Raw genomic sequence first — 13,862 nt, 5'->3', positions numbered from 1 at the left:
CGTTGACACTTTTATGATTGGTAGTCTGTCTTCACTGTCCGTTCTGTCTTCCGTTAATTTTTCAGCGCCTGTAGCACCATCTCCGGTTTAATATTGATCATCACATATGCCCAGTTACTGTTGCTTTGTGCGTTGGCGATATTCTTTACACCGGGCGAAGCGAGTGAAGCTGTGCTCCAGAAATGACTGTAGCCTGCTTCGAATGAGATGACTTTGGTCAGCGCATAATTGGCTACCAGATCTGCTTCTGTACCGAATTTCCTGCTAAGGTTATCCGGTATATCGCTGGCACTATAGAACTGGTGCAGGTCAGCGCTCAACAGAAACTTTGTATTGGGTTTGTATTTCGTTTTCAGGTAATAGTCCTGCAGACCTCTGTTCCCGAAAGCGCTGGCCACGTAGAAGTAGTCCATATATCCCCAGAACTTATGCGGCGTACCATACAGCGGATCAAATGCGTGGCTGGTGCCATCCGAACCAATACCGCCGGTGGTATAATCAGCGCCTAAACCTGCACTGAATGTACTGCACAGCTGATATTGGAAAGCGGCTGACAGCAGTCCTGCACTTAAGTCCTGTGCATTGGCATTTTTTCCGGACTGGTAATACCCTGCGGCGGTCAGGGTGAGCTTATCAAGGGTGTTATTATAATAAAGTCCTGTAGTGATGCGCGTATGTACGCCCTTGTCCCAGATCTTGACGCCTGTGCTGTCAGGATGGAATCTGGAGAACTGATCCGCGAGAAAGAGAAAGGAGAGGTTGCCTTTTCCTAACTTCTTTCCTGCGTACAGGTACTCGAGGCTTTTGTACATCGCAGCGCCGTTTGTGTTGGCGGTATAATTGCCCGGTGGTGTCGGATTGTACACGGTACCGGCTGCATTTTCCTTGTTCTGATTGAAAGCCACGCCAAGATGCAATGTATACGGCCCGCTTTCATATTTCAGCACAGCTGCATCGTGTCTTCTGCCTTGTTGTAACCATTCGAGGTTACCCAGCAGGCGGCTGTCATCATAGACGATTTCCTGCCGGCCTATTTTCAGGAGGAGGCTTTTGTTTTTTACGACAGTATCCAGCAACATAATTTCCGCCCATGCTTCGTGTAGTATCAGGGCGTTGTTGTCTTGTGTAGTCGTCCTGTTAATGGTCGATGCGTCCTGTCCCCATACCCGGACATCCTGTATAGTGACGCCCAGTTTAAAGCGGTAACCACTGAATCCCGCGGAGAGACGCGTACGCTGTGAGGTGAAGAATGCCGGCGAAGCGTCTTTGGGCAACGGAGCTGCCTGACCATCCCGGAATTCCGAACGCGTTCGGAGTTGTGCCCCTACGGTGAACTGTGCCCACGCGGAAGGATTGAAAAAGAGCATGCATAGCAGGCAGCAAACGCCTGCGGAGAATAATCGTTTCATGCATTCTGGTTGATAATGTGAGCAATAAGAGTATTCCCGCTCTCTCTGCTGTTATTATGCTTCCTGCATGATCCCGATGTAGACACGATCACCCTCTACTTTGACAGGGTAAGTGGTCAGGGAACATTCTGTATCATCTGACAGACAACGTCCGTCTTCGAGTGAAAATGTTTTTTTATGGAAAGGGCAAGCCACTTTTGGCTCACCGTCGTGCGTACCGGTCATACCACGGCTAAGGGCCATCTGCTGGCGGTGCGGACAAAGATTCTGTGTAGCATACCACGCATCACGGCGTGCAAACCGGAACAGAGCGATCTGCACTTCATCATATTTTACACACACGCCTCCATTATTGGGAACGTCGTTTACATTACAGGCATAAAACCATGCTATTGTTGTGCTTGTGCTAATGGCGACTGACATAAGTTATCGTGTTGATTGATGTAATTATTTCCATTCGGCAGCTTTCTTCTGCTCTCTCAGATTATCAAATTTGACGGTCGGATCTTTGGTGCCGGGTGCATTGACGAAGTGGGAGAAGCGCTTACGCAATTCAGGACTTTCAACTACTTCTCTCCACTCACATTTGTATCTGTCTACAAGCCCCTGCATTTCTGCTTCCAGTTCTGCCGCAATGCCCAGACTGTCATTCACTACCACATTGCGGAGATAAGTGATACCACCATCCAGTTTATTCAGCCATGTAGCAGTACGGGTCAGCGGATCGGCCGTTTTGATGTAGAACATCAGGAAGCGGTCAATGTAGCGGATACAGGTTTCGCTATCAAGGTCTGAAGCCAGCAGGATGGCATGTTGTGGTTTAGAGCCACCGTTGCCGCATACATACAGGTTCCAGCCTTTTTCTGTGGCAATGATGCCGAAGTCTTTGGACTGTGCCTCCGCACATTCCCTGATACAGCCGGATACGGCGGATTTGAGTTTATGTGGAGCACGTAAGCCACGGTAACGTTCTTCTATCTGTATCGCAAAAGTGACACTGTCATGCAGACCGAAACGGCACCATGTAGAACCTACGCAGCTTTTTACTGTACGTAGTGCTTTACCATAGGCGTGGCCGCTTTCAAAGCCGGCATCAATCAGTTCTTCCCAGATGTTGGGAAGATCGTCCAGATGTGCGCCGAAGAGGTCAATACGTTGTCCGCCGGTTATTTTGGTGTACAGATTATATTTCAGCGCTACCTGTGCGATCACCAGTAGTTTTGCCGGCGTGATCTCTCCGCCGGGAATGCGTGGCACAACAGAGTAGGTACCACCTTTCTGTATATTGGCGAGGAAGCGGTCATTGGAATCCTGTACAGTATCATTGCCTTTGTCGAGGATCATATCATTCCAGAGACTGGCCATGATAGAGGCTACTACCGGTTTGCACACTTCGCAGCCATCACCGGCGCCATAATGGTCGAGTGCATCATCGAATGCACGGATATTTTTGATACGGATCAGGTCATAGAGTTCCTGACGGGAGTATGCAAAGTGCTCACAGATGACATTACGGATATATTTGCCCTGTGCCTTCATGGTACCTGTGATCAGGTCTTTTACCATCGGCGTACAACCGCCACAGCAGGTAGCTGCTTTCGTGCATTTTTTAATCGCGTCGAGTGTCTCATTACCTGCTTCCACAGCGGAACAGATATCACCTTTGCTGATGCTTTCACAACTACAGATGATCGCGTCTTCCGGCAGACCAAGTACGCCGGCGCCGGTTTCCTGACTACCGCCACGTGCGCCCAGCAGCACATCTTCCGGATTCGGCGGAAGGATCACTTTATTTTTAGCGGTCTGCAGCAGCATATTATAGGCATCAGCATCACCGATCAGGATACCGCCGAGCAGGTGTTTGCCGTCATTGGTAATACTGATACGTTTGTATACGCCTTTCATTGTATCTTCAAACACGATACTGCGGCAGGTATCAGCAGGAGCGAAGGGATCGCCGAAGCTGGCAACGTCTACACCGATCAGTTTTAGTTTGGTGCTCATGTCAAAACCAGTGAAGGTCTTTTCAGGAACGGGAGCAGCGGCCAGACTATTATATATATGTGTGGCTACTACTTCTGCCATCTCATATCCGGGTGCAACCAGACCGTAGATCATGCCGCTGTAAAGGGCACATTCGCCGATTGCATATATCTCCGGATCAGTGGTCTGCATGTATTCATTGACTACGATACCTCCCCGGTGACCGGTTTCCAGTCCGCTGAGTTTTGCCAGTTCATCCCTTGGTTTGATACCGGCGGAAATAACCAGCATATCTGCGTCGAGGTGGGTTTCATCGGCAAATTGTAAACCGGTGATGGTATCGCCACCCAGTACCTCGCTGGTATTTTTATTGGTGTGGATAACTAAGCCTAGTTGGTTTAATTGCTGTTCCAGAATACGGGAGCCGCTTTCATCGATCTGGCGGGGCATCAGTCTGGGTGCAAATTCAATAACATGCGTATCGGCAATGCCGAGGTCCAGCATGGCTTTGGCTGCCTCAAGCCCCAGCAGGCCACCACCTATTACGACACCCCTTCTGGCACGTGGGGCATAGTCCCGCATGAGTTCGAGGTCTTCTATGGTGCGGTAGATGAATACTCCTTTTTTGTCTACACCGGGAATAGGAGGTACGAAAGCGGAGGAGCCGGTAGCTATAATAAGATAGTCGTAGGCTTCCGTAATGCCTTTATAGGAGTGGACAGTCTTGTTGGAACGGTCGATCTGCTGAACAGGGTCGCCGAGGTGAAGCGTAATATTGTTGGCAGCATACCAGTCAGCCGGCGCCATTAAAAGGTCGTCTGCTGTTTTGCCGGCAAAAAATTCACTTAAGTGGACACGGTCGTATGCGGGACGGGGCTCCTCGCCAAAAACTACGATCTCAGCGGTACCTGCCGGAATTCTGGAGATTATTTTCTCACAAAATTTGTAGCTAACCATGCCATTGCCTATAATTACAATTTTCATTGGCAAAGAATTGAGTTGATAAAATGAGAAACGGCTAAGTATTATGAAAAATATAATATGATATTTATTTTCCTGATCGAGTGATAAAAAATGCCGTTTTTTATGATCTGCATCATGAAATTAGGAATAAGTGTTCTAATTTTATAGTGATTAGTATGATTTTACTCATATAATTTTATTTGTAATATATCTCATATGGCATATTTATCCTTAGTAGGTGCTGGACCCGGAGATCCTGAACTCATTACACTAAAGGCGATCAACGTGATCCGTCAGGCAGACGTGATCTTATATGATGCGCTCGTCAATGAGACCTTATTATCCTATGCAAAGCCAGGTGCGGTCGTTCGTTTTGTAGGAAAGCGGTATGGATGCCATTCGCTATCCCAGCAGGAGATCAATCACCTGATAGTAGAGTACGCTCAATCCCACGGACACGTGGTCAGGCTCAAGGGAGGGGATTCCTTTGTATTTGGCCGGGCTACAGAAGAAATAGCTGCTGCCCGGGGAGCTGGTATACCCGTACAGGTAATCCCCGGTATCTCCAGTGCATTGGCTGCTCCGGCAGGACAGATGATCCCGCTGACATCGAGGGGTATGACCGAAAGTTTCTGGGTAACAACCGGCACCACGCTGACGGGAGAGATCTCGGCAGATATTCAGCTCGCCGCCCAGTCTACTGCTACTGTCATTATATTGATGGCAATGAGCAAGCTGGAAGCAATAATGGATATATTTGCAGGGTACGGCAAAAGCAGTATGCCGGTAGCGATTATTCAGAACAGTACAACTGATAAAGAGAAATTCGTTACGGGAACCGTTAAAGACATAGTATTCAAAGCGCAACATGCCGGCATGTCCAATCCGGCGGTAATAGTGGTAGGAAAAGTGGTGGACCTGAGGGATATGGCTGGCACGGTGCAGCAATTAATTGACAGGAATGAAGAAAGATAAACATGGTTGCGATCTGCAATCCTGTATGTTGTGTACATTGTGCATACCCGCCTGGAAACCGGCTTTAGCAGCACATCGGCAACATCTGACATTTAAAAAAGGTGAATTACTTTTTCGGGAAGGTGAACAGGTGAATGGAATTTATTTCGTGAATGCAGGTAAAGTAAAAGTGCATAAGCACTGGGGCGAAGGCAAAGAGCTGATCGTCCGTTTTGCAAGAGATGGAGATATAGTCGGGCATAGGGGTGTAGGCAGTACGATGGTCTATCCTGTGTCAGCGACTGCTCTTGAAGCAGTGAACATCTGTTTTATAGACATGACCTTTTTTCAGGCAACACTGAAAGTCAACCATGATTTCCTGCAGGCCTTAATGATGTTTTATGCCAGCGAACTGCAGGAATCAGAAAAGAATATGCGCAACCTCGTGCATATGCCTGTCAAGGGACGCATCGCGCATGCATTGCTGAATTTACAACGGAAGTTTGGCGTCAACGAAGAAGGCTATATCAATATGACGCTGAGCCGGCAGGACCTTGCTTCCTATACCGGCACGACATATGAAACAGCCTTCCGTATCATGAGTGATCTGATACAGGAGAATGTTATCGCTATCTCCGGTAAAAGCATTGCCGTAAAAGATCCTGCGCGGCTCGCCCTGCTGGAGCAGGAAGCGGGTTAAAGCAGTTTGTATTCCGACGCCAGTTTTACTACAGATGTAGTGTTATTCACACCAAATTTCTCCATCAGGTTCTTACGGTGACTTTCCACCGTATGCGTGCTGATGAACAGTTGATCTGCGATCTGCATGGTCGTCAGCCCTTTACCGATCAGCTGTAATATTTCTTTTTCCCTGCGGGTAATGCGGGGGATCGCCTTTAACAGTTCCATGTCTGCATTTTTCAGCGCCTCCTTGGTGCTGCTGCAGAGGTATTCCTCTCCATCCATGATCGCATAGATGGCGTGAATGATCTCATTGCCCAATGCATTCTTTAATACATATCCGCTGGCGCCGTTTTGTAACATACTGTGAATAACAGGCTGCTCGTCATGTATGCTCAGCGCTATGATTTTGATATCTTCATATTTTTTCTTCACTTCTCCGCACAGGTTCACGCCGCTGATATCCGGCAGATTCACATCCATCAGTATGACGTCAGGCTGCCCTTTTTCAAGCGCCTGTAATACACTTTTACCATCTCCGTAAGCTCCGCTCACTTCTATACCCGCATCACTACGCAGAATATTCTTCAGTCCTTCCACCATAATCGGGTGGTCTTCCACCACTACTACTTTGATCATAATTTTCAATTGGGTTTTACTAGTTCAGAGAGGTTGCACATTCAATGGTTATAGCTGTTCCGGTGCCCGGTTCAGACTGTATATCTATTTTACCGCCGAGGAATTCCACTCTGGCTTCAATGTTGGCAAGGCCCGCACCTTTCAGTTTGTTACCGGCAGCCGCATCAAAGCCTTTACCGTCATCTTCTACGGTGAGGAATAATGTCTTGTCTGTCTGTTGCAGCAATACAAGGATCTGTGAAGCCTCCGCGTGTTTGATCGCGTTATTCACCAGTTCCTGCATAATGCGGTATAACACGACCTGCCGGGTATGTTCCATATCGGCTACCTGAAAATTAAATACCTGACAAACGATATTATCGGTACCGGTCTTTTTCAATCCTCTGCAATACTCCACCGTAGCTTCTCCCAATCCGTATTTGATCAGAATCTCCGGCATCATACTACGGGCAATACGACGCAGTTCGTCCATCGCACCATCCAATCTTTGCAGTGTATTCTGAATCAGAGATTGGCGGTGTACATCTGTCTGGGATGGATTAACCGTAGAAAGTTCCAGTTTAATGCCCGACAGTAAACCTCCCAAACCATCATGCAGGTCACGCGCCAGCCGGGTACGTTCTTTCTCTTGTCCTTCCAGCATGGCAGAGAGGAGAGAGATCTTATGTTCCTGACGAATACGCTCTACTTCAAATTCATGCAGCCGGCGTTGTTGTTCCAGCAGTTTACGGCCATTCCTGTAAAAGAGATAACTCAATGCAGCTACCACAAATAATGATAACATGATCACCACCATCAGGGAAATAAGGAGCCTGTTTTTCTGCAAAGCAAATTCCTGACGTTCATTCTCATGCTGCAGCTGCATAATGCGGTTCTCTTTTTCAGAGGATTGATATTCTGCCTCCAGTTCGTGGATCTTCTCGGTGACCGTTAGTTCCTTCAGACTATCCGCCAGTATAATATACTGCCGCAGGTAATTGTATGCCTGATCCGGAAAGTGCTGTTTGAAGGACAGATCTGCCATCAGATCCAATGCCCGTAAGCGGAAAGGAAAGTCTTTCAGTGTATAGGATAGCTTACCATATTCATCCATGAGCACCATTGCACGATCGTACATACCCTGTTTTTCAAACAGCCTTGCCAATGAGTACAGGTTGTTGCAGATAGCACTGTTATAATTGGTTCTGCGGGCAATAGACAAACCGGCATAGAAGGTAGTTGCTGCACGGTTGTACATCTGCTTTTTTACATCGAGCTTCCCCTGCAGGTGATAATAGTCTGCCCAGATATTAATAGAGTCTACGCCTGTTCTGTCCAGTTTTTCTTTTGCAGCTGCCAGATTGGTTTCCATATTATGCAGACTATCCAGATGATACATGGCATTCGCCAGTCGCAGGTGTCTGCTGGCAATCAGGTGACAATACGGCGCGGGATCCCTGTAAGCGCCCAGACTTTTATAATAGTAGGAGATAGCGGTTTTATACTGAGACTTATTAGAGAAAATATCCCCCAGACTCTGATAGGTTTCATTCAGTTCCGGAATAGCATTCGCTTTTTCCAATATGGGAATAGTCTGCAGGTATTCTTCTGTCTGTAGCTGGGTCTGTCCTTTGTTCCCCAGCACAATTGCCAGATTCACTTTTGTACTGGCCAGCAGCAGTCGTCCTTCCCGGCTGGTATCTTTCAGCATATCTTCCCGGGCAATGAGCAGGTGCTTTTCCGCTTCGTTATAGTTGTTGATGGAATTGAACCAGCTGCCAATAGCCAGATAAGTACGGGCGATGCCCAGTTTATTATCGTTTTTCTCCTCCAGCTGCAATGCCTGCTGAAAATACTTTAATGCCTGTACGCTGTCACGCAAAGGTGATTTCCGTGCCAGTCTGATATATAGATCGGAGGATACGGCGTCGGATGACGGGCGGTTCTGAGCGTATAAACCAGCAGTTATACAGCAAAGAAGGATAAGTATAGGTATTCTCATAGGCGTAAATCAGTCCGAAATATATAATTATTTGAGCTACATATTATTAATATTTTTTAACATAAGTATCCCGGGAAGACCTCCCTGATAAAACCCCTGTTTTCCGGGATTCTTTTTCCCTGATCTGGTAATTACTTTTGCATTGTGATGATGAGATGCCCTTGATGAGAAATGATGTTACAGGTATAGCTGCTTTAAAATTGTCGTGGAAAATTGTTCAGGAACAATGACTTACGTGCAACGGCATATGCTGCATCATTATAAGAAAGGATGCTACGCAAAATTACACCAGGAATATAAAAAGGAACTACAGTCAGTAGTGTGAGAACCGGAACAGCGGAATAAATTTCCTGGAGACGCCTCAGAAGCGTCAGATTCCAAAGATCTCTTATAGTATCAACATAGTATCGAAAACCATTTTTGCGACACCCCAGATTGTATTTTTGTTGAAGAACCTGGATGAGAGGCAGCGGGTGTGTGGACCCGCTGCCATCCAATCAAAAAAGAGATCAAGCCGGTACCCTGCGAGGTTTCTCCCGCTCCCAGAACCGGTGTTGTGCAATCGCCCTGATAAATATCTTCGCCAGTTTTTTTACATCTTTCTGAATAACAATACCTTCCATCATTGCTGATTCTTCTGAATCGTCTTCCGGCAGTTTCTTTGCAAAATAAGTGGCCTCCAATACCTGTCTGGCATCTGCATGTGCGGCAATCGCTTTACAGTGTCTGTAAGCCTCATTAAGGAAATGTACAGCATCTGCGTCGGCTTCCAGAGTGGCCGAACTGGTAACGCCGGCCGGTACATACAATGCATCGTAAAATACAGAAGATGCGGTCAACAGACTTTTTTGTACGGGTATGGCTGAATTATCGGCGGCTATAATCTCTCCGAGGTGCGGCGCGATGATCTCTACAACCGCTCCTGCTGCTTCCAGCGCACTTTTCACCGTCTCTACAGTAGCTGCATCCACACCATCAGCAACAAGGAACCCTATTTTGCGGGTCTGGATGCTATCTTTTATCGTATTGACCATACTCAGTGCCGCTGAAATATCCGGAACAGGCGCTTTAGGTGGGAACGGCTCATATTGTGCCGGGTCAGCATCTGCAGGAACAGCATGATTTACAGGCTGTTCTGGCCCTGCTGGTACTTCAAGCCCCAGACCATAGGCTACCTGTGCAGCAAGGTCTTTATCGACCTGTGTCAGAATGCCGATCATCCTTTGTCTGATAGCTACGGTATCCACTTTACCTAATTCAAAACGTAAAGCATCTATCATATGCTGCTTTTCCGGTGCTGATTGACTGTTGAAAAACAAAGTTGCCTGTGTATAATGGTCAAAGAAACTACGGCTCCTTTCTCTGATCTTTCTCGCGTCGATCTTTTCTGCATAGGAACTGAAACCGCCTTCTGCCATTTTCGCCTGATAAGGACAACCTCCGCCTAATGAATTAGGGCTATAACTGGTCCTGCCTTTATTAATGGTCTGTCGCATATAACCATCCCGTTGATTATTGTGCACGGGCACTATAGGGCGGTTAATGGGGATTTCCTGAAAGTTCGGTCCGCCGAGACGGATCAGCTGTGTATCCGTATAAGAGAACAATCGTCCCTGCATCAAAGGATCATTTGTAAAATCAATGCCCGGTACCACATGTCCCACATGAAAAGCTACCTGTTCTGTCTCCGCAAAGAAGTTGTCCGGGTTTCTGTTCAGGGTCAGTTTACCGATCCTTTGCACGGGTACCAGTTCTTCGGGGATGATCTTGGTCGCATCCAGCAGATCGAAGTCGAATTTATGTTCGTCGGCCTCCGGTACGATCTGTACACCCAGTTCCCATTCCGGAAAGTTACCGCTTTCTATCGCTTCCCACAGATCCCGGCGATGAAAGTCAGGATCCTTTCCGGAGATCTTCTGGGCTTCATCCCAGGCTACGGAGTGGACCCCGAGTAATGGCTTCCAGTGGAATTTTACAAAACAGGATTCTTCCTTTGCATTGACGAAACGGAAGGTATGTACACCAAATCCTTCCATCATACGATAGCTGCGTGGAATAGCCCGGTCACTCATCAGCCACATGATCATGTGGGTAGATTCCGGCATCAGCGAGATGAAATCCCAGAAAGTATCGTGTGCAGATGCTGCTTGTGGAATCTCGTTGTGCGGCTCCGGTTTAACTGCATGTACGAGGTCGGGAAATTTGTTCGCGTCCTGTATAAAGAATACAGGCATGTTATTGCCTACAAGGTCGAAAATACCCTCCTCTGTATAGAATTTACAGCAAATCCTCTTACATCGCGGGCAAGATCAGTAGAACCTCTGGAACCGGCAACGGTAGAAAATCTTACAAAAACAGGCGTTTCTCTTGATGTATCGGTAAGAAAGCCCGCTTTGGTATATTTTTCCATGGATTCATACACCTTGAATACGCCATGAGCAGCAGAACCCCTTGCATGCACCACACGCTCAGGAATGCGTTCATGGTCGAAATGGGTCATCTTCTCGCGGAAGATAAAGTCTTCCATCAGGGTAGGACCTCTGTCACCCGCCTTCAGCGAGTTATGATCATCGTTGATCTTTACACCGGTATTGGTGTTGAGGTATTGACCATTGCTATCTTCTTTATTGGGGGCCAGCTCGGCAATTTTTTTATTTTCCGTGGAGTTTTCCGGTGTCTTTTTCTTATCAGGCATGACGTGTTTTTATGGTTTCTGTAGATGAGTTGGTGGACAATTATGTTATTCGCTGGCTGCTTCGCAGTTAATGCTGTTTTCAGCAATTTCAGTCAGCAAAGCGTCTGTTTCTTTTTCTTCTGCCAGTGTAGTTGTCAATAGCTGTGCGACGTCTGTCAATCCCAGATTGGTTGCCAGTTGCGCCAGTCCGCCGTAAGTGGCTATCTCATAATGCTCTACTTTCTGTGCTGCCAGTATCAATCCGGTATCTCTGACGGCTGTACCGGGCTCTGTCTCAGCTATGATAGATTCTCCCTCCAGGACAATCCCTTCAATCGCTTCACACTTTTTGCCTCTGACAGGCTTACCCAATAGTTCAAAGGCTTGTTCAAGGCGGCTGATATGCCCTGCTGTAGCCTTCAGATGATCCTGAAAGGCAGCCTGCAATACGGGAGATGCAGCAGCTTTTATCATTTTGGGGAGCGCGATTTTGATATGATTTTCTGCCCAGTAGATATCCTTTAGCTGATCACAGAAGAATTCCATGAGTTTACCTTCGTTATGATCTTTTTCAATGGCGGCGTTGCCAATAGCTGCCGCAGTTTTTGCAATGGTCTTTTTCACCGGACCAGTACTTGTAGATGAGGTTTTTGCCATAGTGCTCAGTTTTTCTAATGTTACACTAACACTATACCGTAATAATAGCAGCGCTGGAAAGCGGTCTGTTCCCGATAGAATTGTCTGGTCTGTAGTGATTTTTGCACAGAATGTCTAAGCTGAACAATGATGCCTGTCAGGAATGGTGGGTACAAAAAGGCCACAGGTGATACACCTGCGGCCCAAAGGAAAAGTTATTCGTTCAACCTATACACCAGAAGGACTGGTATTATCTTTATAGTTTGGCTTATATCTTACGAAGAAAGCCAGCCAGATCGTTCGTGATACCCGCATGATAGGTGGTTGTAAGGCTACCAGTAAAACACCATTTACACCCAGCCACCAGAACATCCGGTTGTCATACAGGGAGAATCCTATCAGTACCCACCACGCAATAAATGTTGCGACGCTAAATGCCACAGTCAGCGCATAGCTGACATACCCGGTACCGTAGTAGAACCCGATCTCCCGTTCAAAATCTTCTCCACACACCGGACAATGCTCGTTCATCTCCGTGAAGTGTTTCAGGTTATATGCGTTATCAGATTTGAAAATTTTTCCTCTGCGACAGGCCGGACACCTGTTCGTCAGTATACTGCCCAGCAGATTGGGCTTTTTTTCGGTTTTCACTGCACACATAAAAAAGTTATTTATCAGACCCAAAGTTAGCGTAAACGGTCCCTACGGTCGTGGTATGATTCTACGCAATTATGGTATTTTTTACTGATTCGTCGTAGAAAAAAGGGAGTACATATAAATTATTTTTATTTTATAGGGGTGCTGTCTATTTTTGCCGTTAGTTATCATTTAAGACAAGTCTCAACACCATGACTGGCAAGACGCGAAAGAGGGTTCTCCGTATCTTATTAATACCTATTGCTATATTGATAATACTGGCCGGCATTGCGGTCGGTGTGCTGTATTCCCAACAACAGCGCCTGATTAACCTGGCAATCAAAGAGTTAAATAAACAGTTACCCGGAGAACTGGTGATCGGAGGGAGTATGATATCTCCTTTTCAGAACTTCCCCTACATTTCTATCGGACTGAAAGACGTCCAGTTTTTTGCGAACAAGCAAAAGTCCGGCCGCCCCATGTACCAGCTGGAAAAGCTTTATGTAGGGTTCAGTCTGCCGGATATCCTTCAGCAGAAATACAATGTCAAGGTGATCTTCCTTAAAAAAGGCCACCTGGATATTGTCAGAGACAATAATGGTAACCTGAATATTGTAGAAGCTAACAGAATACAGCAGGACACCGTCAGCACTACAGCTGCTGAATCGGCTGCTCTGGATCTTGATATCAAAAAGATAGTACTGAGAGACCTGGATATTTCCTTCACCGATAAAGCGAGTGGTCAGCATATCAAGGCCCGTATTGATAAGATAAAAACCGCTTTCAAGGCGGCGGATAATAAGATTTATGCCGATTTTACCGGTGGTATGGTCGCCGATTATATCACACCAAAAGATTCTTCCCTCTTCCGTAATAAACACCTGAACGCAGACTTTACTGTTACCTACGATCAGACAAAGGAATTTGTCACCCTCACAAAAGGAAACCTGAAACTGGAAGACTTTAGCTTCAGCGTTTCCGGTACAGCGGATCTGAAAAATGGTAATAATGTTGATTTTAAGATCAAAGGTGACAAACCAGATATCGGACAACTCGTTTCTTTTGCGCCTGCATCCGTCGCAGACCAGCTGAAACAGTTTAAGTATGACGGCAGACTGTATTTTGACGGTCTGATCAAAGGAAAGCTTGCCGGCGAACAAATGCCACTGATTCAGGTGAATTTTGGCTGCGAAAACGGCTGGCTGATGAATCCCGACGCTAAAAAAGGATCGACTCACTCGGTTTTAAAGGATATTATACCAATGGTGCCGAACATTCCCTGAGAACATCAGAACTGCACCTGATG

The 13,862-nt window shown here is 46.7% G+C and carries 11 protein-coding genes and 1 pseudogene; 3 read left to right on the top strand and 9 right to left on the bottom strand.

Annotated elements, in window-relative coordinates; genetic code table 11:
* Positions 1–53: 53 nt before the first annotated feature.
* From FEF09_RS12510 to nirB, 3 genes are read right to left on the bottom strand one after another with little or no spacing between them, the layout of a single operon-like run.
* Positions 54–1,409, bottom strand: coding sequence for an alginate export family protein (locus FEF09_RS12510; protein ID WP_261387451.1), 1,356 nt, complete (start codon positions 1,407–1,409; stop codon positions 54–56).
* A 54-nt stretch (positions 1,410–1,463) separates the two neighbouring features.
* The gene (gene nirD, locus FEF09_RS12505; RefSeq protein ID WP_146305421.1) at positions 1,464–1,832 is read right to left on the bottom strand and encodes a nitrite reductase small subunit NirD; all 369 of its coding nucleotides are present in this window, start codon (positions 1,830–1,832) and stop codon (positions 1,464–1,466) included.
* 24 nt (positions 1,833–1,856) lie between these two features.
* On the bottom strand, positions 1,857–4,376 hold the full coding sequence (gene nirB, locus FEF09_RS12500) for a nitrite reductase large subunit NirB (protein WP_146305420.1): 2,520 nt from the start codon (positions 4,374–4,376) through the stop codon (positions 1,857–1,859).
* Between the two features lie 195 nt (positions 4,377–4,571).
* Between nirB and cobA the strand changes: the two genes are divergently transcribed.
* Positions 4,572–5,330, top strand: a complete 759-nt coding sequence (cobA, locus tag FEF09_RS12495; protein ID WP_146305419.1) for a uroporphyrinogen-III C-methyltransferase — start codon at positions 4,572–4,574, stop codon at positions 5,328–5,330.
* Positions 5,317–6,009, top strand: coding sequence for a Crp/Fnr family transcriptional regulator (locus FEF09_RS12490; protein ID WP_146305418.1), 693 nt, complete (start codon positions 5,317–5,319; stop codon positions 6,007–6,009). Before cobA ends, FEF09_RS12490 begins: the two co-directional genes overlap by 14 nt.
* Here the strand turns inward: FEF09_RS12490 and FEF09_RS12485 are convergent.
* The 6 genes and pseudogenes from FEF09_RS12485 to FEF09_RS12465 form a co-directional block, all read right to left on the bottom strand.
* Complete coding sequence (locus FEF09_RS12485; RefSeq protein ID WP_146305417.1) at positions 6,006–6,629, bottom strand: response regulator transcription factor; 624 nt, start codon at positions 6,627–6,629, stop codon at positions 6,006–6,008. The genes FEF09_RS12490 and FEF09_RS12485 overlap by 4 nt on opposite strands.
* A gap of 19 nt (positions 6,630–6,648) precedes the next feature.
* On the bottom strand, positions 6,649–8,490 hold the full coding sequence (locus FEF09_RS12480; protein ID WP_186774316.1) for a sensor histidine kinase: 1,842 nt from the start codon (positions 8,488–8,490) through the stop codon (positions 6,649–6,651).
* A 629-nt stretch (positions 8,491–9,119) separates the two neighbouring features.
* A complete protein-coding gene (locus FEF09_RS32955; RefSeq protein ID WP_409994855.1) occupies positions 9,120–9,830 on the bottom strand; it encodes a DJ-1/PfpI family protein in 711 nt (236 codons plus the stop codon).
* A pseudogene (locus FEF09_RS12475) lies at positions 9,831–11,305 on the bottom strand (catalase); the annotation flags it as partial.
* Positions 11,306–11,350: 45 nt separating this feature from the next.
* On the bottom strand, positions 11,351–11,941 hold the full coding sequence (locus tag FEF09_RS12470; protein ID WP_146305415.1) for a ferritin-like domain-containing protein: 591 nt from the start codon (positions 11,939–11,941) through the stop codon (positions 11,351–11,353).
* Between the two features lie 207 nt (positions 11,942–12,148).
* Positions 12,149–12,580, bottom strand: coding sequence for a DUF983 domain-containing protein (locus tag FEF09_RS12465; protein ID WP_146305414.1), 432 nt, complete (start codon positions 12,578–12,580; stop codon positions 12,149–12,151).
* A 245-nt stretch (positions 12,581–12,825) separates the two neighbouring features.
* On the opposite strand from FEF09_RS12465, the gene FEF09_RS32950 reads away from it, so the two are divergent.
* Positions 12,826–13,839, top strand: coding sequence for an AsmA family protein (locus FEF09_RS32950; protein WP_261387450.1), 1,014 nt, complete (start codon positions 12,826–12,828; stop codon positions 13,837–13,839).
* Positions 13,840–13,862: the final 23 nt, after the last annotated feature.

Origin of the sequence: Chitinophaga pinensis, assembly GCF_007896845.1 — a bacterium.
In the GTDB taxonomy this organism is placed as follows: domain Bacteria; phylum Bacteroidota; class Bacteroidia; order Chitinophagales; family Chitinophagaceae; genus Chitinophaga; species Chitinophaga pinensis_C.
The sequence above is the reverse complement of the archived record's forward strand: the minus strand, read 5'-3'. Positions and strand labels throughout refer to the sequence as shown.